At 63.0% G+C, this 21,417-nt stretch carries 24 protein-coding genes and 1 tRNA gene; 10 read left to right on the plus strand and 15 right to left on the minus strand.

From position 1 onward, the window contains the following. Positions 1 to 116: 116 nt before the first annotated feature. Both ACEWE8_RS22695 and ACEWE8_RS22700 read left to right on the plus strand, forming a co-directional pair. The gene (locus ACEWE8_RS22695) at positions 117 to 353 is read left to right on the plus strand and encodes a hypothetical protein (protein ID WP_115272887.1); all 237 of its coding nucleotides are present in this window, start codon (positions 117 to 119) and stop codon (positions 351 to 353) included. Between the two features lie 175 nt (positions 354 to 528). After that, positions 529 to 861 carry a ribonuclease E inhibitor RraB gene (locus ACEWE8_RS22700; protein WP_115272886.1) on the plus strand — a complete coding sequence of 111 codons (333 nt, stop codon included), beginning with the start codon at positions 529 to 531 and terminating at the stop codon, positions 859 to 861. 58 nt (positions 862 to 919) lie between these two features. Here ACEWE8_RS22700 and ACEWE8_RS22705 read toward each other — a convergent pair whose 3' ends face one another. Further along, positions 920 to 1,720 (minus strand): cytochrome c, encoded by an 801-nt coding sequence (locus ACEWE8_RS22705; RefSeq protein WP_046786702.1) that lies wholly within the window; start codon positions 1,718 to 1,720, stop codon positions 920 to 922. Positions 1,721 to 2,246: 526 nt separating this feature from the next. Here ACEWE8_RS22705 and ACEWE8_RS22710 point away from each other — a divergent pair. Continuing rightward, on the plus strand, positions 2,247 to 2,981 hold the full coding sequence (locus ACEWE8_RS22710; RefSeq protein ID WP_012313363.1) for an amidotransferase: 735 nt from the start codon (positions 2,247 to 2,249) through the stop codon (positions 2,979 to 2,981). A 32-nt stretch (positions 2,982 to 3,013) separates the two neighbouring features. Here the strand turns inward: ACEWE8_RS22710 and ACEWE8_RS22715 are convergent, their stop codons facing one another. The 3 genes from ACEWE8_RS22715 to ACEWE8_RS22725 all read right to left on the minus strand — a co-directional run bounded on the left by ACEWE8_RS22715 (position 3,014) and on the right by ACEWE8_RS22725 (position 5,575). Further along, positions 3,014 to 3,985, minus strand: a complete 972-nt coding sequence (locus ACEWE8_RS22715) for a magnesium and cobalt transport protein CorA (RefSeq protein ID WP_046786610.1) — start codon at positions 3,983 to 3,985, stop codon at positions 3,014 to 3,016. Between the two features lie 63 nt (positions 3,986 to 4,048). Beyond that, positions 4,049 to 4,768, minus strand: a complete 720-nt coding sequence (locus tag ACEWE8_RS22720; RefSeq protein WP_046786609.1) for a 1-acyl-sn-glycerol-3-phosphate acyltransferase — start codon at positions 4,766 to 4,768, stop codon at positions 4,049 to 4,051. A gap of 117 nt (positions 4,769 to 4,885) precedes the next feature. Then, positions 4,886 to 5,575, minus strand: coding sequence for a crotonase/enoyl-CoA hydratase family protein (locus tag ACEWE8_RS22725; protein WP_395589370.1), 690 nt, complete (start codon positions 5,573 to 5,575; stop codon positions 4,886 to 4,888). A gap of 290 nt (positions 5,576 to 5,865) precedes the next feature. On the opposite strand from ACEWE8_RS22725, the gene ACEWE8_RS22730 reads away from it, so the two are divergent. Then, a tRNA-Ser gene (locus ACEWE8_RS22730) sits at positions 5,866 to 5,955 on the plus strand. A 128-nt stretch (positions 5,956 to 6,083) separates the two neighbouring features. Here the strand turns inward: ACEWE8_RS22730 and ACEWE8_RS22735 are convergent. The 4 genes from ACEWE8_RS22735 to ACEWE8_RS22750 all read right to left on the minus strand — a co-directional run bounded on the left by ACEWE8_RS22735 (position 6,084) and on the right by ACEWE8_RS22750 (position 10,845). After that, positions 6,084 to 8,222 carry a TonB-dependent siderophore receptor gene (locus ACEWE8_RS22735; protein WP_046786607.1) on the minus strand — a complete coding sequence of 713 codons (2,139 nt, stop codon included), beginning with the start codon at positions 8,220 to 8,222 and terminating at the stop codon, positions 6,084 to 6,086. Positions 8,223 to 8,345: 123 nt separating this feature from the next. Then, the gene (locus tag ACEWE8_RS22740) at positions 8,346 to 8,726 is read right to left on the minus strand and encodes a hypothetical protein (protein ID WP_046786606.1); all 381 of its coding nucleotides are present in this window, start codon (positions 8,724 to 8,726) and stop codon (positions 8,346 to 8,348) included. A 95-nt stretch (positions 8,727 to 8,821) separates the two neighbouring features. Continuing rightward, positions 8,822 to 10,015 (minus strand): MFS transporter, encoded by a 1,194-nt coding sequence (locus ACEWE8_RS22745; RefSeq protein WP_046786605.1) that lies wholly within the window; start codon positions 10,013 to 10,015, stop codon positions 8,822 to 8,824. An 80-nt stretch (positions 10,016 to 10,095) separates the two neighbouring features. Further along, a complete protein-coding gene (locus tag ACEWE8_RS22750; protein ID WP_046786604.1) occupies positions 10,096 to 10,845 on the minus strand; it encodes a 3-oxoacyl-ACP reductase family protein in 750 nt (249 codons plus the stop codon). A gap of 117 nt (positions 10,846 to 10,962) precedes the next feature. Here ACEWE8_RS22750 and ACEWE8_RS22755 point away from each other — a divergent pair, with 117 nt between their 5' ends. Continuing rightward, entirely contained in the window at positions 10,963 to 11,898 is a 936-nt protein-coding gene (locus ACEWE8_RS22755; RefSeq protein ID WP_046786603.1) for a LysR family transcriptional regulator, read from the plus strand. Positions 11,899 to 12,010: 112 nt separating this feature from the next. On the opposite strand, the gene ACEWE8_RS22760 is transcribed toward ACEWE8_RS22755, so the two are convergent. Together ACEWE8_RS22760 and ACEWE8_RS22765 are read right to left on the minus strand one after the other, a co-directional pair. Further along, a complete protein-coding gene (locus ACEWE8_RS22760) occupies positions 12,011 to 12,481 on the minus strand; it encodes a GreA/GreB family elongation factor (RefSeq protein WP_046786602.1) in 471 nt (156 codons plus the stop codon). Positions 12,482 to 12,483: 2 nt separating this feature from the next. Beyond that, the gene (locus tag ACEWE8_RS22765) at positions 12,484 to 12,876 is read right to left on the minus strand and encodes a hypothetical protein (protein ID WP_046786601.1); all 393 of its coding nucleotides are present in this window, start codon (positions 12,874 to 12,876) and stop codon (positions 12,484 to 12,486) included. A gap of 130 nt (positions 12,877 to 13,006) precedes the next feature. Here ACEWE8_RS22765 and earP point away from each other — a divergent pair, with 130 nt between their 5' ends. Both earP and efp read left to right on the plus strand, forming a co-directional pair. Continuing rightward, positions 13,007 to 14,140: an elongation factor P maturation arginine rhamnosyltransferase EarP gene (earP, locus tag ACEWE8_RS22770; protein ID WP_046786600.1), complete on the plus strand. Its 1,134-nt coding sequence runs from the start codon at positions 13,007 to 13,009 to the stop codon at positions 14,138 to 14,140. A gap of 48 nt (positions 14,141 to 14,188) precedes the next feature. Next, positions 14,189 to 14,758 (plus strand): elongation factor P, encoded by a 570-nt coding sequence (gene efp, locus ACEWE8_RS22775; protein ID WP_012271109.1) that lies wholly within the window; start codon positions 14,189 to 14,191, stop codon positions 14,756 to 14,758. A 58-nt stretch (positions 14,759 to 14,816) separates the two neighbouring features. On the opposite strand, the gene ACEWE8_RS22780 is transcribed toward efp, so the two are convergent. The 3 genes from ACEWE8_RS22780 to ACEWE8_RS22790 all read right to left on the minus strand — a co-directional run bounded on the left by ACEWE8_RS22780 (position 14,817) and on the right by ACEWE8_RS22790 (position 16,856). Further along, entirely contained in the window at positions 14,817 to 15,245 is a 429-nt protein-coding gene (locus ACEWE8_RS22780) for an organic hydroperoxide resistance protein (protein ID WP_039605055.1), read from the minus strand. Between the two features lie 143 nt (positions 15,246 to 15,388). After that, positions 15,389 to 15,844: a MarR family winged helix-turn-helix transcriptional regulator gene (locus ACEWE8_RS22785; protein WP_046786599.1), complete on the minus strand. Its 456-nt coding sequence runs from the start codon at positions 15,842 to 15,844 to the stop codon at positions 15,389 to 15,391. Between the two features lie 55 nt (positions 15,845 to 15,899). Then, positions 15,900 to 16,856: a LysR family transcriptional regulator gene (locus ACEWE8_RS22790; protein WP_046786598.1), complete on the minus strand. Its 957-nt coding sequence runs from the start codon at positions 16,854 to 16,856 to the stop codon at positions 15,900 to 15,902. 113 nt (positions 16,857 to 16,969) lie between these two features. On the opposite strand from ACEWE8_RS22790, the gene ACEWE8_RS22795 reads away from it, so the two are divergent. Then, complete coding sequence (locus ACEWE8_RS22795) at positions 16,970 to 17,719, plus strand: sulfite exporter TauE/SafE family protein (RefSeq protein WP_046786597.1); 750 nt, start codon at positions 16,970 to 16,972, stop codon at positions 17,717 to 17,719. 22 nt (positions 17,720 to 17,741) lie between these two features. On the opposite strand, the gene ACEWE8_RS22800 is transcribed toward ACEWE8_RS22795, so the two are convergent. Further along, positions 17,742 to 18,593 carry a LysR substrate-binding domain-containing protein gene (locus tag ACEWE8_RS22800; protein WP_046786596.1) on the minus strand — a complete coding sequence of 284 codons (852 nt, stop codon included), beginning with the start codon at positions 18,591 to 18,593 and terminating at the stop codon, positions 17,742 to 17,744. A gap of 96 nt (positions 18,594 to 18,689) precedes the next feature. Here ACEWE8_RS22800 and ACEWE8_RS22805 point away from each other — a divergent pair, with 96 nt between their 5' ends. Continuing rightward, positions 18,690 to 18,908 carry a DUF1127 domain-containing protein gene (locus ACEWE8_RS22805; RefSeq protein ID WP_012313385.1) on the plus strand — a complete coding sequence of 73 codons (219 nt, stop codon included), beginning with the start codon at positions 18,690 to 18,692 and terminating at the stop codon, positions 18,906 to 18,908. Positions 18,909 to 18,981: 73 nt separating this feature from the next. Here ACEWE8_RS22805 and ACEWE8_RS22810 read toward each other — a convergent pair whose 3' ends face one another. Continuing rightward, a complete protein-coding gene (locus tag ACEWE8_RS22810; RefSeq protein ID WP_039603334.1) occupies positions 18,982 to 20,328 on the minus strand; it encodes a class II 3-deoxy-7-phosphoheptulonate synthase in 1,347 nt (448 codons plus the stop codon). 118 nt (positions 20,329 to 20,446) lie between these two features. On the opposite strand from ACEWE8_RS22810, the gene ACEWE8_RS22815 reads away from it, so the two are divergent. Next, entirely contained in the window at positions 20,447 to 21,202 is a 756-nt protein-coding gene (locus tag ACEWE8_RS22815) for a spermidine synthase (protein WP_046786595.1), read from the plus strand. The last annotated feature ends 215 nt before the right edge of the window (positions 21,203 to 21,417 follow it).

Consider the following 21,417-nt stretch of genomic DNA (forward strand, 5'->3'; position numbering starts at 1 on the left):
AGATGGCGCCGGCCTGCGGTCACCAGTGGCTGCAACTGACTGAACAAATCGCCCCGCCCACGGTCAAGCATTAACAGGCATCACCCCCGGTGTTCTCTGCTTGAGAGGGCTATTCAATGAAAGAGTGGGAAGTCATCTTTGCCGACCAGAAAGGCGAGCCAACCACGCTGCTGATGCACGGTGAACTGTGCCCCAGCGAGGAAGAGGCGGCCAAGGCCATTCGTTCGCATCTTTTCCCGGTCATGGATGAGCTGGACCTCAACGACTTCCAGGACCGTGCCCTATCCCCCACGGCACGTTGGCTCAAGGAGCAGAACGGCGTAGTCATCACCCGTATCCAGGAATCTTCCTGACCCGCACGGTTGGCGTGGTGCCGCGCAAGGCACTACGCTAGTGGGAGGTGTTGGCCTGTTCTGCGGGGCTGCACCTGTCAATTCGCGTCTTGCATCAGCTCGAACTGCACGGCAATGCCGGCAGGTGCGTAGTGCACGGAAAGTCTATCCATTGCTTTATTCAGGAGGACGATTCATGAGCAGCCAGAACGACGATATCAGCAGCAATGTCCTGCGTCAGATGAAAGCTGGCGGTTTCGACTTCACCCGTATCCACCCCATCGAGTTCTACGCGGTATTTCCAGATGAAGCCGGCGCGCGACGCGCGGCCGGGCAGTTTCGCGGTGAGTCTCTCAATGCTCAGGTGCGAGAACGGGATGATGGTGTGTGGCACCTGGAACTGAGCAAGATCATGTATGCCACCTATGGTGGTATCGGGGACTTCGAAGAGGCCTTCGAGCAGGTCGTGTCACCCTATGGCGGCGAGGTAGAGGGGTGGGGCGTCAAGCAGGAACGGCCGACAGCCTGAAACCCGCTGGGGCTGCCTTGCGGCCCGATCCAATCGCCGGCCAGCCGGCGATTGGCCTTCAAGGCCTACGCTTGGCCATATGCCCTAGGTAAGCCAGCAAGGCATCCAGTTCCTCTTCATTCAAAACACTTTCGGCAAACCCCGGCATCCGCGCCTGTGGCCACTGCCTCAGGCTTTGCGGGTCACGAATGTACTGGCGCAAGAACCCCGGCTGGAAATACTCGGTGGGGTTATGCGGCACATTCAGGTCCGGGCCTAACTGGGCATCCCCCGCACCGTTGAGCCGGTGACAGGCCAGGCAGTTTTGCTGGAACAGGGCAAAGCCCTGGCGCACCGGGCCTTCGGCCGGCAGCTTCGGGTCAGGGAGCAGCGCCGGGAAGCGTTGCTCCACCGTCGCCAGGCGGCGGATGGTGGCAATCTGGAACGGCCATTGCTCGGGGCGGATGCCGCTTGCCTGCGGGGCGGTCCACACCAGGTAGAACGGCCCGGCGCTAGGCTTGCCGTTGCCCAGTGCCGGCCACGGTGCGGCGGGGTCCTCGATGGCCAGCCAGGCGCGCGCCGGGCCCTCCTGCAGCAACGGCGCAGCCGGCATTTCGGCAGCGAAACCGTCCAGCGCCACGGCCTGCAGGTGGTCATCTGCCTTTATGCCTTGCAACAGCGTGGCCAGCGGCACCGCGCGGTAACGCATGGGCCGTTTATAGGACACGTCCTGCTCGATGTTTATTTCGCGTGCTTGCGGCATGCGCAGCAAATCGGCGCTGTCCAGAGTGCGCGACGAGCCGTCGAGTTCCAGGTGCAGTTGGGCCGCCGAAAGGGGCAGGCTCAGAAGAAGGGCTAGCAGGGCAAAACCTAGGCGCATGAGCATTCTCCGACCGTCATGGCCGGCAGGTTACCTGTGCGTTGCCCCTTGAGGCCACTGCCATCGTCATCCGAACAAACGCGTCAGGTTCGGCAAGATCAACAGCAACGTCGTGGCGAATAAAATGAGCCCAGCTTGGCGAAGTTTCGATTGTCTGAACATGGCGGACCGCCTTCTTGTTGTTATTCCTGAATACCCGTTGGCTTCCCTGTCGCACTTCGGGTCGATCACCGCAGCGTGCCTGCACGCCCTACCACTTACCTCTTTGTATCGATATACAACCAACAGTAGGGTGAACGTCATCCATGTTTAAGAACCCTTTGTTCTATTAAAGCTGAGAATCGGTGGCTTGATGATATGAGGCAAAAAGCCAGCCATCTGGCACGCTCTGGCTAGACAGTGGCGCAACACCCAGCGCCTACCCGACAAAATGTGACCGTTCGTCAGTGCAGCCTACTTGCTTGTACGTGCCTTTCACGGCAGTCTCTACAGCTGATTCCCACCCACGTCGTTCAGGACTATCCCTATGTCGTTACGCATCTGCATCCTTGAGACCGATGTCCTGCGACCGGAGTTGACCGCGCAGTACCAGGGCTACGGCAGGATGTTCGAGCAGCTCTTCTCGCGGCAGCCGATCGCCGCCGAATTTCGTGTGTACAACGTGATGAATGGCGATTACCCCGCCGACGACGAACGTTTCGATGCCTACCTTGTGACAGGCAGCAAGGCGGACTCGTTCGGTACCGATCCATGGATCCAGACCCTCAAGGCGTATCTGCTCAAGCTTTACCAGCGCGGCGAAAAGCTGCTGGGTGTGTGCTTCGGCCACCAGTTGCTGGCGTTGACCCTGGGTGGCAAGGCCGAGCGGGCCGACAAGGGGTGGGGCGTGGGCATCCATCGCTACTCGCTGGCGGCGCATGCGCCGTGGATGGACCCTGAGGTTTCCGAACTGACCCTGCTGATCAGCCACCAGGACCAGGTGACCGAGCTGCCTGAAGGTGCCACGGTGATCGCCTCGAGCGATTTCTGCCCGAATGCGGCGTATCACATTCGCGATCAGGTGCTGTGCTTCCAGGGGCATCCGGAGTTTGTCCACGACTACTCGCGGGCCTTGCTCGATGCACGCCAGGAATACCTGGGGGATGAGGTTTACCACAAGGCGGTGGCGAGCCTGGCCACTGAACACCAGGGCGACCTGGTCGGTGAGTGGATGATGCGCTTCATCCAGCAGCCAGCCAAGGCCAGCGACAGCGCTGCCTGAGCCATAGGGGCTGCAACAGCAGCCCCGACACGCTAAAGCCAGCCAGAGCGCTTGAAGCTGGCGAACAGCCCGGTGCATCCCAGCCCGATCACCCCCAGCACCCCGAAATACCCGTAGTGCCAGCCAAGCTCCGGCATGTTCTGGAAGTTCATCCCGTAGATCCCGGCAATCGCCGTGGGGAAGGCCAGAATCGCCGCCCACGCTGCGAACTTGCGCTGCACGATGCTTTGCCGCCGTGACTCCAGCAGCATGCCGATCTCGATGGTCTGGCTGGCGATGTCGCGGATCCCGACCAAGTCTTCCATCTGCCGCGTCACGTGGATCTGCACGTCGCGAAAGTAGGGGCGCATGTTCTTGTCGATGAACGGGAAACTCAGGCGCTGCAGTTCCTCGCTTATCTCCACCATCGGTGCCACATAGCGGCGCAGGCGCAGTATGTCGCGGCGCAGGCTGTGCAGGCGGCGAATGTCGTCTTCGAGCAACGAGCCGGTAAGCACGCTTTGCTCCAGCTCTTCGATCTCGCCATGGATGGCTTCGCTGACCGGTTGGTAGTTTTCGGTGACGAAGTCCAGCAGTGCGTAAAGCACGAAATCTTCGCCGTGCTCCAACAGCAAGGGGCGCGCCTCGCAGCGTTGGCGCACCAGGGCATAGGATTTGGAGTGGCCATTGCGGCAGGTGATGATGTAGCCGTTGCCGGCGAAGATGTGGGTTTCGATGAACTCCAGCTTGCCCTCATGGCGCACCGGTGAATAGGTGACGATGAACAGGGCGTCGCCGAAGGTTTCGAGCTTGGGGCGGCTGTGTTTCTCCAGGGCGTCTTCAATGGCCAGTTCGTGCAGGTTGAACTGGCACTGCAGGTTGGCCAGTTCTTCGGCATTGGGCTCTTCCAGGCCGATCCAGACGAAATGCCCAGGCTTGCGCGCCCACTCGCTGCCCTCGTCGATGCTGATGTTGGTGACTTTTCTGCCGGCGCTGTATACCGCCGATGCCACGACTCGACCCATGGTTATCCACTTGTCCGGTTGCACACGGGTTACAGCTTGGGCTGTATGGGCCTTGAGGGCAACCTAGCGTTTGGCCAGCTCGCCTTCCATGTGGTCGATGCACTGCTGCATCTGCCCGCGGCACTGCTCGATCAAGGCCGGGATGTCCTGCTGGGTCAGCCCTTCAGTAGCGATCGGCGGCAGTGAGCGCACGATCACTGTGCGGCGTCGCCAGCTGTTCAGGCCCAGGCGCCGCGCATAACGGCTGACGCACACCGGCACGATCGGTACGCCCGCCTCGAGGGCCATGTGGAAGGCGCCTTTCTTGAACGCCAGCAACTGGTCTGCGGGGTTGCGCGTGCCTTCCGGGAAAATCCAGATAGAAGTGTCGTCACGCAGGATGCGCGTGGTCACCTGCATGGCCTTGCGCGCCTGGTAAGCGTTCTTGCGGTCCACCAGTACATTGCCGCCCAGCCAGAACAACTGCCCGAACAGCGGGATCCAGCCGAGGCTTTTCTTGCCGATGGCGACCGTGCGCCGGGGCACCACGTGGCCGAGGATGAACAGGTCGAAGTTGGACTGGTGGTTGGCGATGATCACGCAGCCGGGTGGCTGGTCCCACAGCGGGCCGACTTCGGCCTTGACCTTGATGCGCAGCAGCCAGGTGGCCGGCAGGCTGTAAAGGCGGGCGAAGATGCGGCTGTTGTCGCGGTTGAAGGGGCGCAGCAGGCCGATCAGCAGGCCTAAAACCCCGACCAGCAGGAAGTGCAGCGCCAGCAGGAGCATGCGAAGGCAGTAAAGCATGGTACGACTCACACCAGACAGTCGCGGTGCAGTGTACGGCTGTGCACTGGGTTGGGCAAACCTTGGGTTCGCCCTGATGGCCCTCCGGGCGGCGTACCGGCCAGAGGGCCTGCAGGGTCAACCGATCGGGTTCTGGTCCAGCGCGATTGCCTCATCCAGGGCATCGAGCAGGCCCTTGCGCACCTTCAGCTTGGTGTTCTTGTGCGCCAGCATGTTCAGCTTCTTCAATTCACGCGCAGCGGCCAGCGCGGTGTCGAGCAACTGCTCGGTCGGCACCACCTTGTCGAGGAAACCCGCTTGCATCGCGCCATGTGGGTCGAAGATTTCGGCATTGTTCACCGAACGCTGGAATGCTGCGCGGCTCAGGCGGTCGCGGGCCAGTTCGATGCCGGCGTGGTGCATGGTCATGCCGATCTGCACTTCGTTCAGGCAGATCTTGTAAGGCCCCTCGACACCGATGCGGTAGTCGGCGGACAACAACAGGAAGGCGCCCTTGGCCACGGCGTTGCCGGGGCAGGCGACAATCACCGGGAACGGGTGAGAGAGCAGGCGCCGGGCCAGGGTGGAGCCGGCGGTGACCAGGCTGATGGCTTCCTTGGGGCCTGCGGTCATCACTTTAAGGTCATAGCCGCCGGACAGGATGCCCGGCTGGCCGGTGATGATGACCACGGCGCGGTCTTCCTTGGCGCGGTCCAGGGCGGCGTTGAAGGCAGTGATGACATCCGGCGAGATGGCGTTGACCTTGCCGTTGTTCAGGGTCAGGGTGGCGATGCCGTCTTCGGCGTGGTAGGTAATCAGCTCGCTCATGACAGAGTCCTTTAGGTGGCGTGGCGATGACGTTACCCAGCGCCGCGGGCCAGGTAAAGCAGCAAGGTTGACCAGCCAGTCAGCGACTGGCCCTCATGCCTTGCGCAATCAGGGCAGGGCGGCCGGGTGCGGTAAAAGCGCTGGCGAGATTGGCGGCTTTGCCTTGGCAGCCTCGGCTTTTCGGTGGCCTGGCTTAAATGCATGAAAAAACTGAAAAAAATGCTTGCCAAAGAAAAGGTCTTCTACTAAATTAGCGCGCCTCGACAGGCTGAATGGCTTGAAGAGAAAACGGTGAAGTGTCCGAGTGGTCGAAGGAGCACGCCTGGAAAGTGTGTATACGAGAAATCGTATCAAGGGTTCAAATCCCTTCTTCACCGCCACATTCTACGAAGAGCCCCCAAGCTGAAAAGTTTGGGGGTTTTTTGTTTTTGGGGTTTTTAGTCCTGCGTGGGGGGCGTAGGGGCATGTCCGCCCCTACCCACATCTACCCCAGTGATACCAAGCTACCCTAGAAACTCACCGAAGCCGACACCCGTGCCGTCCGCGGCGCGCCCTGGAACAGGTAGTTGTCCCCCAGGTAATCCCCCACATCCCGCCAGTAGCGTTTGTCGAACACGTTATCCACGGTCAGGCGCAGCACCGTGTCATAGCCGCCGATGCGCGTGCGATAGCGGCTACCCACGTCAAACACGGTATAGCCGCCCACCTGCACATTCCCCGCCTGGCTCGCATACTTGCTGGCGCTGTAACGTGCCCCGCCCAGCAGGGCCAGGCCCGGCACCGGCAGGCTGTAGTCGGCTTGCAGGGCTGCGCGCAGGCGCGGCACGTTGATCGCCTGATGGTCTTCGTAGGCATCGGTACCGCTGTTCTTCACGCGCGCGCGAATCGCTGCGGCGCTGGCCTGGATTTGCAGGTTCGAGGTCACCCAGCCGCTGGCGCCCAGTTCCAGGCCGATGTTCTTCTGCTGGCCCTGCTGCACGTAGGTGAAGGTGGCGTCGCCTTCAGGGCGGGCGTATTGATAGGCCTGGCGGATCTGGAACAGCGCGGCGCTGAAACTCATGCCCTGCCAGTCGCGTTTGATGCCCAGCTCAAGCTGATGCGACAGGGTAGGGGCGAGGATTTCTGCCGCGTTGCTGGCGTACCAGGGCGCGGTACCCCCTGCGGACAGGCCCTTGGAGTAGCTGGCATACACGGTGGTGTCCTGGCGCGGCTTGTAGATCAGCGCGGCATTGGGCAGCAACTGGTATTGCCGGGTATGGCGCCCGGCCAGGCCGGTTTCGTCCCAGGTCTTTTCGTCCAGGCGTACTTCGCGGGCGCCGAGCACGGCCTGCCACTGCTCGCTGAAGGTGATGCGGTCGTTGACGAACAGGCCGTACTGGCGGCTGTCCAGGCGCCGCTCGCTGGCACCGACCGGCAGGTCCGAGGGCGCCACGGCGGGTGCGCCGGTGTAGATGTTGCCGCTGCCGACCAGTTGGTTGTAGTAGGGGCGCTGATCCAGCGTGCGGCGTTGTGCGCTGGCACCCACCGTCAGCTCATGGCTCACGCCGAGCGCGTCGAAGTGGCCGTCGAGCATCGCTTGCGCTTCATCGGTGCGGCGGGTGTCGTCAGGGCTGCGGAAGTCGTAGATGTCGTAGTCGCCCTCCGGGCTGAAGTGCGACTGCCAGCCGGCTTCGCTGCCCCAGGCGAACGAGCTGTAGTCATCGATCACCACTTTGCTGCGCGAGGCGCTGAGGGTGCCGCTCCAGGTATCGTTGAAGCGGTACTGGAAACGCCCGCCCAGGTTCAGTGAATCGGTCTGTACCGGCTTGGCCCAGTGCTGGTAGGCCAGGCGGTCATCCGGGTCGATGCCGTGCGGTACTTCGCTGCCGCCAAGCAGTTGATAGCCCGGTACCGAGCGCTGTTCGCGGTGCTGGTACTCGGCATCGAGCTGCAAGGTGGCATCGGGGTTTATCTGCCAGTCGAACGCCAGCGAGGCAAAGTCGCGCTTGCCATCGGCATGGTCGACGTACGAGCGGATATCTTCGTGGGCGAGGTTGGCGCGCAGGCCGAACTGCCGTTCACTGCCAAACCAGCCGCCCAGGTCGGTGGCCAGGTAGCGCTCGCCTTGTTCGTTGGTCGATACCGTTACGCTGCGCACATCCTCGGCGCGCTTGGTCACGTAATTGATCAGCCCGCCAGGCGCCGACACGCCACTGTGCAGGCCCGACAGGCCCTTGAGCAGTTCGACTTGCTGCTTGTTCTCCAGCGCCACGTTCTGCTCGCCGGCGATGGTCTGGCCATTGATGCGGTAGCTGCTGGCGGCATTGAGTTCGAAGCCGCGCACGTTGAAGTTTTCGTAATAGCCGATCGGGGCGTAGCTTTCGCCGACCGAGGCATCGCTTTGCAGCACTTCGCTGAGCTTGCGTACCTGGCGGTCTTCGATCAGTTGCTGGTTGAAAACACTGACTGATGCCGGGGTGTCGAGCAGGGGGGCTGCCTGAAACCCGCCTACCGCAGCTTCGGTTACCTGATAGCCGTCGTTGCCGTAGGTGTCGGAAACCTCTACCGGGGCGAGGGTGACACTGTCTTGAGCCAAACCGTGGGGGCTGTGCAGGGCCAGGCCCAGGCTGAGCAGGCTCAGGGGCAGGCGGGGGTGTGGCAGGGGCATGCTGGGGTCCTTGAGCGGTGAGCACACGCGGGCCCATTCGCGGGTAAGCCCGCGAATGGGCCCGTGCAGTCAAAAAAACGCTCATGTTATCAGGCGCGTATCACCCCGTACGCCTGAAGTTGTTCAATCCCCTGCAGGCGGGTGCCGATGCTGGCGCCAGCTGTCGTCGATCTTGGACCAGGTCTTGCCATCGGTACTGGCCATCAGCTTGCGGCCGTCCTTGAACGTCGCAAGGAAGGTGGCTTCTTCCTCCTTGCCGCCGAGCCATAGCCCGGCCAGCAAGCCCACCGGGCCGGCCACCAGGGCGCCGGCCATGCCCCAGCCGAGCGCGGTACCCAGGCTGCGATTGGATTCCAGGCTGGCCAGGCGCAGGTCGCTGATGCGGGCAAGGGAAATCCGCTCGCCAGGCGAGGGGCTGCGCGGGGTCTTGAGTGTGAGCGATCCATTGCGATACTCGCCTTCACCTTGCAAGAAATCGCCGGATTGCACCGTGAGCCTTGTCATTGAGTCGTCCTGTCAGTAAAGGGGCTTTGATCAATCCCTACTGAAGCGCTGGCGCGACGGGCAAGTCAACGAGCAGGCGACGGAGGGTTGCGGTGTCATGCCGCACAGGCCTTCACGGCGCGCTTGCGCTTGTGCTCGGCCCAACCCCACACCAGCAGCGCCAGCGCCCCGATCAACAGGCCGGCCGTCACGATGCCCATCCAGCCCTGGTACTGGAACAACTGTGTGCCCAGCAAGGAGCCTAGTGCCCCGCCGATGAAATAACAGGTGATGTAACCGGCATTGAGGCGGGTACGGGCTTCGGGCCGCAAGGCGATGACCGCATTCTGGTTGCTCACGTGCACCAGTTGCACGGCCAGGTCCAGCACCAGCACCCCGAGCAGCAAGGCCGGCAGGGAGCTTTCGGCGAAACCTAGCGGTACCCACGACAGCAACAGCGCAACAAGGCCCACTGTGGTGCCCAGCGAGCCTCTGCCGCGGTCAGCCAGGCGGCCGGCCCAGTTGGCCGAAAGTGCACCTGCCGCGCCGGCAAGGCCGAACAGGCCGATAACCGCGTCGGAATAGTGGTAGGGCTCACGCGCCAGCAGAAACGCCAGCGGTGTCCAGAACAGCCCGAACAGGCTGAACGCCAGCAACCCCAGCAGCGAGCGCAGGCGCAGCACTGGCTCCTCGATGAACAGGCGGAATACAGAGCCGATCAGTGCCGGGTATTTCAGCCCGGCATGGCTGTGGTGTTGTGGCAGGCTGCGGTACAGGGCAAAGGCGGTGACAGCCATCAGCACCGCGGCCAACACATAGATGCTGCGCCAGCCACCCAGCTCGGCCATGAAGCCGGCAGCGGTGCGCGCCAGCAGTATGCCCAGCAGCAAGCCGCTCATCAGCGTACCCACCGCGCGCCCGCGCTGATGCGGCTCGCTCAGGGTGGCGGCCATGGGCACGAGGATCTGCGCCACCACCGAGAACAGCCCGGTGAGCGCGGTCCCCAGGATCAGCCAGGGCAAGCTGGGGGCGCAGGCGCTGATCACCAGGCCCAAGGTGGAAATGACCGACATGATCACGATCAGGCGGCGCTGCTCGAACAGGTCGCCCAAAGGCGCCAGCAGCAGAAGGCCCGCGCCATAGCTGAGTTGCGCGGCAATGACGATGCTGCCAGCGCTGGCGGTACTCAGGCCGAACTGTTCGGCGATGCTGTGCAGCAGTGGCTGCGCGTAGTAGTTGCTGGCCACGGCCAGGCCGGTGGCGGTGGCCATCAGCAGGATCAGGGCGCGGCTCAAGGTTGGGGTGTTCATCAATATCTCGGTGCGGGCAAGGTCAGTGGCGTTCAGTATCTGGGCGGCTCAGGCTGGACGCCAGCGTGCAAACATTTCGATCAGGCTGCAAAGCCGCCGTCGGCGGTAAGGCTTGCTCCGGTGATGTAACCCGCCTCCGGCCCCGCCAGGTACGCCACGAAGCTGGCAATTTCATCTACCTGCCCATAGCGCCCGATTGCCATCAAGGGGATCAGGCTTTCGGCAAACTCGCCGCTGGCCGGGTTCATGTCGGTATCCACCGGCCCTGGCTGCACGTTGTTCACGGTGATGCCCTGTGGCCCCAAGTCGCGTGCCATGCCTTTGGTAAGGCCGACCAATGCCGACTTGCTCATGGCATACGGTGCGCCGCCTGCAAACGGCATGCGCTCGGCATTGGTGCTGCCGATGTTGATGATGCGCCCGCCCTGGCCCATGTAGCGGGCGGCGGCCTGGCTGGCGACGAACACGCTGCGCACGTTGATGGCCAAGGTGCGGTCGAAGTCTGCCAGGTCGAATTCGGTTAGCGGCGCTACCGCCAGTACGCCTGCATTGTTGACCAGGATATCGAGGCGGCCGAAGGCTTTTACGGTGTCGTCCACTGCCAGTTGCACCGCGGCGGCGTCGGCACTGTCTGCGCGCAGGGCCAATGCCTGGCCGCCGGCGGCTATGACCTGTGCCACCAGGTCGTTGGCCGGGCCTTCGGAGTTTGCGTAGGTGAAGGCAACCTGGGCGCCATCACGGGCCAGGCGGCGGACGATGGCGGCACCGATGCCGCGTGAACCGCCCTGGACCATGGCCACTTTGCCTTCGAGGGTAAGTTGCTGGGACATGCTGATCTCCTGCTGCAAGCAAGGCCGAATGCCTTGGATGGGCGTAGTATCGACCGATGATTACCTGCTGATAAGATGGCAATCACTATTAGCAGAGTAAACCTTTGGTTGGTAATCATGGCCATGGAGTCGTTCAACGCCCTTGAATGTTTTATCCGCAGCGCCGAAGTGGGCAGCTTCGCCGAAGCGGCCCGCCGTTTGAGCATTACCCCTGCGGCGGTGGGCAAGCATGTCGCCCAGCTTGAAGCGCGCCTGGGCGTGCGGCTGTTCCAGCGTAGTACTCGCAAGCTGACCTTGACCGAAGCCGGGCAGCGTTTTTTAGGCGAAGTCAGTGACAGCTTTCGTACCATCCAGTACGCCGTGGCCAACCTGGCCAGCGCCGAAGGCCAGCCGGCCGGGCTGTTGCGGGTGAGCATGGGGACGGTATTCGGCAGGCTGTACGTATTGCCGCTGCTGGGTGAATTCTTGCGGCGCTACCCGGCGATCACCCCGGACTGGCATTTCGACAACCGTCAGGTAGACCTGATCGGCCAAGGTTTCGATGCGGCGATCGGCGGCGGGTTCGAGCTACCGCTGGGGGTGGTGGCGCGCCAGCTGACCCCAGCGCATCGGGTGTTGGTGGCAGCCCCTGGGTACTTGAGCCAGCATTCGGTCATTGAAGACCCGCAGGTGCTGGGCCGCCATGCCGGCATCTTGATTCGCTCACCGCAGACCGGCCGTGTGCGGTCGTGGCCGTTGACCAGCCGTTGGCAGGCGCAGCAGCCACTGCTATTGCGCCAGGCGATGACCATGAGCGACTCCGATGCAGCGTGCGCCGTAGCCCAGCAGGGGTTGGGCATTGCATTGGTCAGCCTGCCGTTTGCCGTGCCTTACCTGCAGGCGGGCCAACTGCAAAGGGTGTTGCCGGACTGGTATGTGGATGATGGGCACATCAGCCTGTATTACGCCGAGCACAAGCTTCTGCCGGGCAAGACCCGGGCGTTCATCGAGTTCGTGCAGGAGCAGTTCGCTCATGGCGGGTTGGCGCGCAAATTCGATGCGCTTGCCGGTTAGTCGGTCGCTGGCAGGGCCGGCCTCATCGCCGGCAAGCCGGCTCCCACTGGTTTGCGCTGAGCTTGAGAGCAGCGGGGTACCTGTGGGCCGGCTTGCCGGCGATGGGGCCGGTTCAGGCAACCCCGATAATGAAGAACAGCTGAGCCCCAAGGCTAACCTCGTCATCGACCTTTTTACCGATCAGTTGCTGGCCTAGCGGTGAGCGCGGGGTAATGACCGTCACCAGTGCGTCTGCCTCGCCAATCTTCAACCCGGCCGCTTCCGGCCCCAGGAACACCTGCCGCTGAGCCCCCGCTTCATCTTCCAGAATCACCAGGCTGCCGATCTGTATCCCCCGCGCCGGGTCGTAGTCGCGCAGCACCAGTTGCTGGTAGATCAGCAGTGCCTGGCGAATCTCGGCCGTGCGCCGCGCTTGGCCGGTGGCCAGGTACGAGGCCTCCAGGCCAAGGGTGTCGTACTTGTTTTCGGCGATGTTTTCTTCGGCGGTGGCGGTTTCGTAGGCGGTTTGCGCGGCGCGGCGCAATACTTCCATGTCGGTTTCCAGGGCTTCAACGATACGCGTGAGCAGGGCGGCCTTGTTCATGATCAGTAACAGAACTCCAGCACGTTGGCCTGGCTCTTTTCGGTCGGCGCAGTGCGGTTCTGCGACAGCCAGAACTGGCACTTGGGGCTGTTGAGGTTGCGTGGGTTGCCTTGCGCGGCCTCGGCCGCCTGCTGCAGCTCCTGCTTGTGCAGGATGGCCTTGTAGCGCTCGAACATCTCGTTTTGCGCATCCGCCGGTTGCGCCGGCGGGGCCGCGGGCCGGGCAAGGGCGGGGGCGACGGCCTGGGCCACCGGCTGTACCTGCTCGGGCCACAGGTGTACGGCCAGCCACAGGCTCAGCGCGATGGCCACGGCACCGAGCCACAGGCCCAATGCCACACACAGGGTCAGTTGCACAGGCTTGAGGGTTATTTGCAGTTCACGGTGGCGGGGCATGGCGGCCTCCTGGCAGGCGTTATGACGGCCATTGTCGCATGGCATCGGGCGGTTTTTCAGCGTTGGTGCTTTTGTCGGCGACAATTTAACCGCAGAATTCGTGATTTTGCGCAGGGCGAGGGCAGGGCACATGAACGTCACCTGGGACATTTTCTGCAGTGTCGTCGACAACTACGGTGATATCGGCGTGACCTGGCGCCTGGCCCGGCAGTTGGTGGCCGAGCACGGGCTGGCGGTGCGCCTGTGGGTGGACGACCTGGAGGCTTTCGTGCCCCTGTGCCCAGGCGCCGACGCCGGCGCCGCGCGGCAATGGCAGCAGGGCGTCGAAGTGCGCGCCTGGCCTGGCCAGTGGCAGCCGGTCGAGCCTGCCGATGTGGTGATTGGTGCCTTTGCCTGCCAGTTGCCCGCACAGTACGTCGAAGCGATGCGTGCCCGTTCCACGCCGGTCCTCTGGCTTAACCTCGACTACCTCAGTGCCGAAGACTGGGTGGAGGGCTGCCACGGCTTGCCGTCGCCGCAGCCCAATGGCCTGCGCAAGGTGTTTTTCTTCCCGGGCTTTACCGAGAAGACAGGCGGGTTGCTGCGCGAGGCTTCGTTGCTGGCGCAGCGGCAGGCTTTCGAGCAATCTGCACAGGCGCGAGCCGCCTTCCTGCAAGGGCTGGGTGTAGACGTGCAGGCCGAGGCGCAACTGGTCTCGCTGTTCGCCTATGAAAACCCGCAACTGGGCAGCTGGCTCGACGCATTGGCCACCGACACCTGCGCCACCCATCTGTTGGTACCGCAAGGCCGTATTCTCCCGGACCTGGCCAATTGGCTGGGCGAGCCGGGGCTCAAGGTCGGTGACGTGTTCCAGCGGGGGGCGCTGAGGGTGCAGATCTTGCCGTTCGTCAGCCAGGACGACTATGACCGCCTGCTGTGGAGCTGCGATTTCAATGCCGTGCGCGGCGAAGACTCGTTCGTGCGTGCGCAGTGGGCCGGCCGGCCGATGCTCTGGCACATCTACGTGCAAGAGGAAAACGCCCACTGGGAAAAGCTCGACGCGTTCCTGCGCCTTTATCGACAGGGCCTGTCGGACGCTGCCGGCGAGGCGATGGTGGCATTGTGGCGCGCCTGGAACATGAACCACGATATGCACCAGGCCTGGCGAGGGGCCCGTAAACACTGGCCGGAACTGCAGCAGCATGCCCGTGAGTGGGCGGCGCGCCAAGCCGCTCGGCCGGACCTCGCCAAGGCGCTGGTACAGTTTTACCGAAATTGGCTATGATATGCGGCCTCGATTTTTATAAATCCATCCAGATTCGGATACTTCGTAATGAAAACTGGTAAAGAACTGAAACCCGGTACCGTACTGCGGATCGACAACGACCCGTGGCTGGTTCAGAAAGCCGAGTTCACCAAATCGGGTCGCAACAGCGCGATCATGAAGACCAAGCTGAAAAACCTGCTGACCGGCTACAAGACCGAAACCGTTTACGGTGCGGACGACAAGCTGGACGACGTGATCCTGGATCGCAAAGAAGCGACCCTGTCGTTCATCAGCGGTGACTCGTACACCTTCATGGACACCACCGACTACACCATGTACGAACTGAACGCCGAAGACATCGACGCCGTTCTGCCGTACATCGAAGAAGGCATGGAAGACATCTGCGAAGCCGTCTTCTTCGAAGGCCGTCTGGTATCGGTCGAGCTGCCGACCACCATCAGCCGTCAGGTTGTCTACACCGAGAACGCTGCGCGTGGCGACACCTCGGGCAAGGTCATGAAGCCTGCCAAGCTGAAGAACGGTACCGAGATCCAGGTTGCCGACTTCATCCAGATCGACGAGTGGATCGACATCGACACTCGCGACAACAGCTTCAAGGGCCGTTCCAAGAAGTAATTCTTCTTGTGATGTGCACAAAAAACCCGGCCTCGGCCGGGTTTTTTTGTGCCTGTGTTCAGACCGTTACATGCAGCCTTACATCCACATTGCCGCGGGTAGCGTTGGAATAAGGGCACACCTGGTGCGCCTTCTCCACCAGCCCTTCGGCTTCGGCCTGGGCCAGGCCCGGCAGGTTGATGTGCAGGTCGATATCCAGGCCGAAGCCACCGGGGATCTGGCCAATGCCCACCTTGGCGGTGATCGAAGCGTCGCCAGGCAGTTGCTTTTTCTCCTGGCCGGCGACGAATTTCAGTGCGCCGATGAAGCAGGCCGAATAGCCGGCCGCGAACATTTGCTCAGGGTTGGTGCCGTCACCGCCCGCGCCGCCCAGTTCCTTGGGGGTGCTCAGCTTGACTTCCAGCTTGCCGTCGCTGGAGCGGGATTTACCGTCGCGACCGCCAGTGGAGGTGGCTTCTGCGATGTACAGCGGAGTGACCTTGTGCATATTGAGCCTCGCTAGTGTGCTGTGCGCCCCGTGTGTATGCCGGGTGCATCGGGTGGGTACGGGATTTAAATTAGCGCGCAATTAGTTAGTGCGCAAGATAAATCTTCACCGCTCGTCCGAACGGGCATTGCACAGCATAGCCGTCAGAGGTTCTTTTGCAGGCTGTCGCGCAATTCCAGCAGGTCTGCCTGTAGTTGTTGCAGGCGCTCCAGGCTGCGGCCGCTGGCCTTGAGAATGCACGGCGGCACCTCTTTGGCCTGCTGCTGAAGGGCGCGCCCCTTGTCGGTCAGTTGCACCAGCACCACCCGTTCATCCTCGCGGCTACGGGTTCGCTTGAGCAGGCCTTCGCTTTCCAGGCGCTTGAGCAATGGCGTGAGTGAGCCGGGGTCGGTGAGCAGGTGCTGGCTGATCTCGCCCACGGTCAGGCCGTCCTGTTCCCACAGCACGAGCATGGCCAGGTACTGCGGGTAAGTCAGGCCCAGCGCCTGCAGCAGTGGCTTGTAGACTTTGGTCATCAGCAACGAGGTGGAGTGCAGGGCGAAGCAGACCTGGTTGTCCAGCAGCAGCTCGTCGCAAGAAGCTTGGGTGTCGGCGTTCATGCAGGTCCTTGAATGTGATCAATGGGGAAATCTAGCACGCTGAAGGTTTGCGCGCTCATTGCCATCGCAGCTCACTTCGCAGTGCCAGGTCCCACGGGGGGATCGGGCTGAAGCGGCTCTTGAGGAATTCGAGCAGCAAGCGGCTGCGAGAGTTCGTTTCATGTGCCAGGCGCAGCGCATAAATACCGCTGGTCTCTGCCGCGGGCAGGCCGTTGTCGCAAAAAAGCGGCACCAGTTCGCCACGCAGCAGGTACTCGCTGACCAGCCAGGTCGGCAGGTGGGCAATGCCCAGGCCGGCAAGCGCGCCGAACAGCAGCGTTTCAGCATTGTTGGCGGCCATGCGCATCCGCGAGGGCCGGTACAGCCGTGATTGCCCATCGACGTTGAAGCGCCAGGCGAACGGCGGTGCCAGGCCGTCCCAGTCCAGCCCGTCGTGGTCGGGCAATTCGCTGGGGCAGGCGGGTATGCCGCGGCTGGCCAGGTAGGCGGGGCTGGCGCAGGCGACGCGGACCATGTAGGCCAGCGGTGTGGCGACCAGGCGGGTATCGGCCAGAGGGCCTGCACGCAGCACCAGGTCGACTTCGCCCAGGTGGCTGCCGTGCAGGTCGACGAAGCTGTCGATCAGGCGCAGGTGCACATCAAGGCCAGGGTAGGCCACCAGGAAGTCGGCAATGGCCGGCGCCAGGTGGCGGCGGCCGAAGGCGGCAGGGGCGTCGATACGGATCAAGCCCTCCGGTGCACTGCTCAGGGACACGGCCTCGGCGCGGGCCAGGCGCAGTTCCTCGATGATGCGCCGGGCGCGCTCGGCGAAAGCGTTGCCTGCAGGCGTGGCGCGCACCGCATGGGTGCTGCGGGTGAACAGGCGGCTGCCCACGGCGCTCTCGAGGTTGTCGATGCGCCGGGCGACGGCGGAAGGGGTGAGTGGATGGCGCCGGGCGGCAGCGGAAAAACTGCCGGTCTCCAGCACATCGAGGAACAGGCTCAGTTGATCGGTCAGGGTGTCAGGGCTCATGGCTGCCTTGCTTTTGCATGAATCGCACAGCCATTGTGCGTTGCTGTGCGTTTCCCCGCCAGAGGGTAATCGTTAGCATGCTCGCATTGTTAACGCAGGCGGATGAGGCCCTGATGATCGAGTGGTTGTTGTATATCGTGCTGGGCGCAGCCTTGGGCACCATGGGTGGGTTGTTCGGCATTGGCGGCGGGTTGATCGCCATCCCGGCGCTGGGTGTGCTGTTCGGGCTCGATCAGCAATTGGCCCAAGGCACGGCCTTGGTGATGGTGGTGCCGAACGTGTTGCTGGCGCTGTGGCGTTATCACCAGCGCAACCGCATCGAGTTGCGCCATGCCTTGCCGTTGTCGGTGTGCAGCTTGGTGTTCGCCTGGTTGGGCTCGATCTGGGCAGTGGGTATCGATGCGCAGGCCATGCGCCTGGGCTTCGTCGGCTTTCTGGTGGCGCTGGCCCTGTGGAACGTGGCGCGTCTGTTTATCAAGGCTGCTCCGGCAAGCCCGGAGCTGCGCCATCCCTGGCCCTGGCTGGGAGTGCTGGGTTGCTTCAGTGGAACCATGGGCGGTTTGTTCGGGGTGGGCGGCGCGGTGGTGGCCACGCCGATCCTGACCAGCGTGTTCGGCGCCACGCAGGTGGTGGCGCAAGGGCTGTCGCTGGCGCTGGCGGCGCCGAGCACCATGGTGACCTTGCTGACCTATGGCGTGCACCACAGTGTCGACTGGGGTGTGGGGATACCGTTGGCGGTAGGCGGCCTGCTGAGTATCAGCTGGGGAGTGCGGCTGGCCCATGCGCTGCCGGAGAAGGTGTTGCGGGCGATGTTTTGTGTGTTTTTGGTGGTGTGCGCGGTGATGCTGGGCTTTGAGCTTTAGGGTGTGGCGTATGGCACAGCCATTACTGGAAGCCTTCGAGGATGTAGTCGGCCATGCAATCGGTGATCGGTGACTGGCTTTGTGCATTGCGCAGCAGCATCACATTGGCCACCGGCAGCTCTGGCAAGCCGTCCTGCTCGCCCAGGATGCGGATATTGCCGCCAATCAGGCTCTGCAACTGCGCCGTCACTGCCAGCCCTGCCGTGACGATGGCGAAGATCGCCGCTAGGCTCGGGCTGGTGTAGGCGATGCGGTAGTCGATGCCTTGGGCCTCCAGGGCATTGCAGGTCCAGGCGCGGCAGAAGCAGTCGGTGTTGAACAGTGCGAGCGGCATGGGCCGTTGCTCCTGTGGGCAAAAGCTTTCGGCGGCGGCCCACACCAGGCGTTCCTGGCGCAGCAACTGGCCAACCTCGTTGCCGGGCTCGCGGGTGACGATGGTCAGGTCCAGGTCCTGGCGCAGCATCAGGTGTTTCGACGAATCACAGTGCACCTCCACCTGCACCAGCGGGTAGGCCTGGGCGAAACTCGACAGGATGGTCGGCAAGAACCGCATGGCGTAGTCGTCCGGTGTGCCGATGCGCACCAGGCCGACCATGTGCGGCATGCGCAAGGTGTTGAACACTTCGCCATGCAGCTTGAGGATGCGCCGTGCGTAGCCCAGCAGTACCTGGCCCTCGGCGGTCAGGCGCACCTGGCGGCCGTCGCGCTCGAACAGTTGGCGCTGCAGGACGTCTTCCTCCAGGCGTTTCATCTGCATGCTGACGGCCGACTGGGTGCGGTTGACCACTTCGCCGGCGCGGGTGAAGCCACCTTGCTCGGCAATGGCGACAAAGGTGCGCAGCACGTCGGCATCGAGGCTTTGGTAGTGGGACATTGCATCAATCTCCTAGATGCATGGCATAAGAAACATTCGTTGGATTGATCTTAAGCCCGGCGCGAGACTGAAGCCATCAACACGGAGGGCTTCACGATGAAAGGTCATGTCAGCAGCATTCAGCACCCAGCCTTTTCCCTTAACCACCTGTGGCATGCGGCCTTGCAGCGCCCGGCTCGCTGGTTGGAGCTGTACCGCCAGCGTCGGGAGCTGGCCAGTCTCAGCGATGCGACGTTGCAGGATCTGGGGTTGAGCCGGGCAGATATCCAGCAGGAGGCAGAGCGGCCATTCTGGGATGATCCGCTGCGTAAATGAGGGTGGGCCGTGATGCGCCGCAGGGGCGGCGCTCGGTCTTGAGAACGCTGAAGGGCTGCGACAGGCAGTTACCTCAACGGCGTACCTGCTTGAGCGTTTCGGCAATCAAAAACGCCAGCTCCAGCGACTGGTCGGCGTTCATGCGGGGGTCGCAGTGAGTATGGTAGCGATCCGACAGCCCATCTTCGGTAATCGGCCGTGCGCCACCGATGCACTCGGTAACGTTCTGCCCGGTCATCTCGATGTGAATGCCGCCCGCATGGCTGCCTTCGGCCTGGTGCACCTGGAAGAACTGCTTCACCTCATCGAGAATCTGCGCGAAGTCACGGGTCTTGTAGCCGCTGCTGGCCTTGATGGTATTGCCGTGCATCGGGTCCGAGCTCCACAGCACCTTGCGCCCCTCGCGCTCGACGGTGCGGATCAGCCCTGGCAGGTGCTCACCGACCTTGCCGGCGCCCATGCGCACGATGAGGTTGAGGCGCCCAGGGTCGTTGGCCGGGTTGAGCGTATCGATCAGGCGGATCAGCTCTTCAGGGTTCATGCTCGGGCCGACCTTGACCCCGATCGGGTTGTGCACCCCGCGCAGGAACTCCACATGTGCGCCATCGAGCTGGCGGGTGCGGTCGCCGATCCACAGCATGTGTGCCGAGCAGTCGTAGTAGTCGCCGGTCAGGCTGTCCTGGCGCACGAAGGCTTCTTCGTAGTTCAGCAGCAGTGCCTCGTGGGCGGTGAAAAAGCTGGTTTCGCGCAATTGCGGGGCGCTGTCCAGGCCGCAGGCGCGCATGAAGGCCAGGGTCTCGTCGATGCGGTTGGCCAACTGGTGGTATTTGTCGGCCAGCGCCGAATTGGCGATGAAGTCCAGGTTCCACTTGTGCACCTGGTGCAGGTCGGCGAAACCGCCTTGGGCGAAGGCGCGCAGCAGGTTGAGGCTGGCGGTGGCCTGGTGGTAGGCCTGCAGCAGGCGGTCGGGGTCCGGTACGCGGCTTTTTTCGTCGAAGCCGATACCGTTGACGATGTCGCCGCGGTAGGCCGGCAACGTGACGTTGCCGATGGTTTCGTCACCCGATGAGCGTGGCTTGGCGAACTGGCCGGCCATGCGCCCGACCTTGACCACCGGGCAGCCGGCGGCGAAGGTCATGACGATGGCCATCTGCAGCAACACTTTGAAGGTGTCGCGGATCTTCGCCGCCGAGAACTCGGCGAAGCTTTCGGCGCAGTCGCCGCCCTGCAGCAGGAAGGCGCGGCCTTCGGTGACCTCGGCGAACTGCCTGCGCAGCTCGCGCGCTTCCCCGGCGAACACCAGCGGCGGGTAGCTGGCCAAGGTCTGCTCGACCTTGAGCAGATGCGCGGCATCGGGGTAGGTCGGTTGCTGCTGGATCGGCAGGGCACGCCAGCTGTCAGGGCTCCACGGTTGGTTCATCACAGGCTCGGTCTTGTCGGTTATAGGCTGTCTGCCATGGTAACAGTTGGCGCTGAGCTTGTTGCATCGGGGGCGTTGGCGGACAATGCGCGTTTTTGCGCGGGCGGGTGGCAGGTTCATGGCGACGGAGCGGGAAGAACGGCTGTTGGCTCGGGTCGAGGATGCCTTTGGGGTCATCAGCGTGTATGAAGTGGATGATTACCGCTTCCTCGAATTTGGCGATGCCATCGAGCAAAGCTGCGTGTTCACGGCCGACCCCAGCTGGCTGGAGTACGACTATACCCGCGCCATGCTGGTCGGTGCGCTGTGCCACGAACAGCCTGAAAGCGCACTGTTTCTTGGCTTGGGCGCCGGCACCCTGACCCAGGCCTGCATGAAGTTCCTGCCGCTGGAAGACATCGAGGCCATCGAGCTGCGCCCGGATGTACCGCGCCTGGCCATGGAGTACCTGGGCCTGGACGACGACCCGCGGCTGTATGTGCGGGTTGGCGATGCCCTTGAGCTGCTGCCCACGGCGGAGAAAACCGACCTGTTGTTCGTCGACCTGTATACCGACCACGGCCCGGGTGTCGGGCATCTGGCCTGGACCTTTCTGGAAAATTGCCAGAAGCAGCTCAACCCCGGTGGCTGGCTGGTGATCAACCAGTGGGCTGGTGATGACGGCAGGCCGCTGGGTGCGGCGCTGTTGCGCGGGTTGTACCACCGGCATTACTGGGAGCTGCCGGTGAAGGAGGGCAATGTGATCCTGCTGGTGCCGGCGGACCTGGAGCAAACGCTGGACCTGGATGGGCTCAAGGGCAGGGCTGAAGCCTTGGCGCCACAGCTGGGGTACAGCCTGGAGGGGTTGATCAAGGAAATCCGCCCCGCAACGTGAAGGCCTGGCGCGGGCCCCCGGTAGGAGCGGCCTTGCGTCGCGAAAGGGTGCGAAGCGCCCTCGGGATTTTAGCGTCGCCGCATACATTGCCGGGTCCGCTTTGCGGCCCTTTCGCGACACAAGGCCGCTCCTACCGGGGCCGTGCCAGGCTTTGAGAGATAATCGTTTCAGCTATCGGCCATTGATGGCCTCGTACTGGCCCCAGGCCCGTGAAA

The sequence above is a fragment of the Pseudomonas sp. TR47 genome (assembly GCF_044143025.1).
Lineage (GTDB): Bacteria > Pseudomonadota > Gammaproteobacteria > Pseudomonadales > Pseudomonadaceae > Aquipseudomonas > Aquipseudomonas putida_E.

What these genes read in the sequence shown, in the direction of transcription:
- ACEWE8_RS22695 (WP_115272887.1), top strand. Translation starts at nt 117, where the DNA reads ATGAAAGAGTGGGAAGTCATCTTTGCCGACCAGAAAGGCGAGCCAACC.
- ACEWE8_RS22700 (WP_115272886.1), top strand. Translation starts at nt 529, where the DNA reads ATGAGCAGCCAGAACGACGATATCAGCAGCAATGTCCTGCGTCAGATG.
- ACEWE8_RS22705 (WP_046786702.1), bottom strand. Translation starts at nt 1,720, where the DNA reads ATGCGCCTAGGTTTTGCCCTGCTAGCCCTTCTTCTGAGCCTGCCCCTT.
- ACEWE8_RS22710 (WP_012313363.1), top strand. Translation starts at nt 2,247, where the DNA reads ATGTCGTTACGCATCTGCATCCTTGAGACCGATGTCCTGCGACCGGAG.
- ACEWE8_RS22715 (WP_046786610.1), bottom strand. Translation starts at nt 3,985, where the DNA reads ATGGGTCGAGTCGTGGCATCGGCGGTATACAGCGCCGGCAGAAAAGTC.
- ACEWE8_RS22720 (WP_046786609.1), bottom strand. Translation starts at nt 4,768, where the DNA reads ATGCTTTACTGCCTTCGCATGCTCCTGCTGGCGCTGCACTTCCTGCTG.
- ACEWE8_RS22725 (WP_395589370.1), bottom strand. Translation starts at nt 5,575, where the DNA reads ATGAGCGAGCTGATTACCTACCACGCCGAAGACGGCATCGCCACCCTG.
- ACEWE8_RS22735 (WP_046786607.1), bottom strand. Translation starts at nt 8,222, where the DNA reads ATGCCCCTGCCACACCCCCGCCTGCCCCTGAGCCTGCTCAGCCTGGGC.
- ACEWE8_RS22740 (WP_046786606.1), bottom strand. Translation starts at nt 8,726, where the DNA reads ATGACAAGGCTCACGGTGCAATCCGGCGATTTCTTGCAAGGTGAAGGC.
- ACEWE8_RS22745 (WP_046786605.1), bottom strand. Translation starts at nt 10,015, where the DNA reads ATGAACACCCCAACCTTGAGCCGCGCCCTGATCCTGCTGATGGCCACC.
- ACEWE8_RS22750 (WP_046786604.1), bottom strand. Translation starts at nt 10,845, where the DNA reads ATGTCCCAGCAACTTACCCTCGAAGGCAAAGTGGCCATGGTCCAGGGC.
- ACEWE8_RS22755 (WP_046786603.1), top strand. Translation starts at nt 10,963, where the DNA reads ATGGCCATGGAGTCGTTCAACGCCCTTGAATGTTTTATCCGCAGCGCC.
- ACEWE8_RS22760 (WP_046786602.1), bottom strand. Translation starts at nt 12,481, where the DNA reads ATGAACAAGGCCGCCCTGCTCACGCGTATCGTTGAAGCCCTGGAAACC.
- ACEWE8_RS22765 (WP_046786601.1), bottom strand. Translation starts at nt 12,876, where the DNA reads ATGCCCCGCCACCGTGAACTGCAAATAACCCTCAAGCCTGTGCAACTG.
- earP (WP_046786600.1), top strand. Translation starts at nt 13,007, where the DNA reads ATGAACGTCACCTGGGACATTTTCTGCAGTGTCGTCGACAACTACGGT.
- efp (WP_012271109.1), top strand. Translation starts at nt 14,189, where the DNA reads ATGAAAACTGGTAAAGAACTGAAACCCGGTACCGTACTGCGGATCGAC.
- ACEWE8_RS22780 (WP_039605055.1), bottom strand. Translation starts at nt 15,245, where the DNA reads ATGCACAAGGTCACTCCGCTGTACATCGCAGAAGCCACCTCCACTGGC.
- ACEWE8_RS22785 (WP_046786599.1), bottom strand. Translation starts at nt 15,844, where the DNA reads ATGAACGCCGACACCCAAGCTTCTTGCGACGAGCTGCTGCTGGACAAC.
- ACEWE8_RS22790 (WP_046786598.1), bottom strand. Translation starts at nt 16,856, where the DNA reads ATGAGCCCTGACACCCTGACCGATCAACTGAGCCTGTTCCTCGATGTG.
- ACEWE8_RS22795 (WP_046786597.1), top strand. Translation starts at nt 16,970, where the DNA reads ATGATCGAGTGGTTGTTGTATATCGTGCTGGGCGCAGCCTTGGGCACC.
- ACEWE8_RS22800 (WP_046786596.1), bottom strand. Translation starts at nt 18,593, where the DNA reads ATGTCCCACTACCAAAGCCTCGATGCCGACGTGCTGCGCACCTTTGTC.
- ACEWE8_RS22805 (WP_012313385.1), top strand. Translation starts at nt 18,690, where the DNA reads ATGAAAGGTCATGTCAGCAGCATTCAGCACCCAGCCTTTTCCCTTAAC.
- ACEWE8_RS22810 (WP_039603334.1), bottom strand. Translation starts at nt 20,328, where the DNA reads ATGAACCAACCGTGGAGCCCTGACAGCTGGCGTGCCCTGCCGATCCAG.
- ACEWE8_RS22815 (WP_046786595.1), top strand. Translation starts at nt 20,447, where the DNA reads ATGGCGACGGAGCGGGAAGAACGGCTGTTGGCTCGGGTCGAGGATGCC.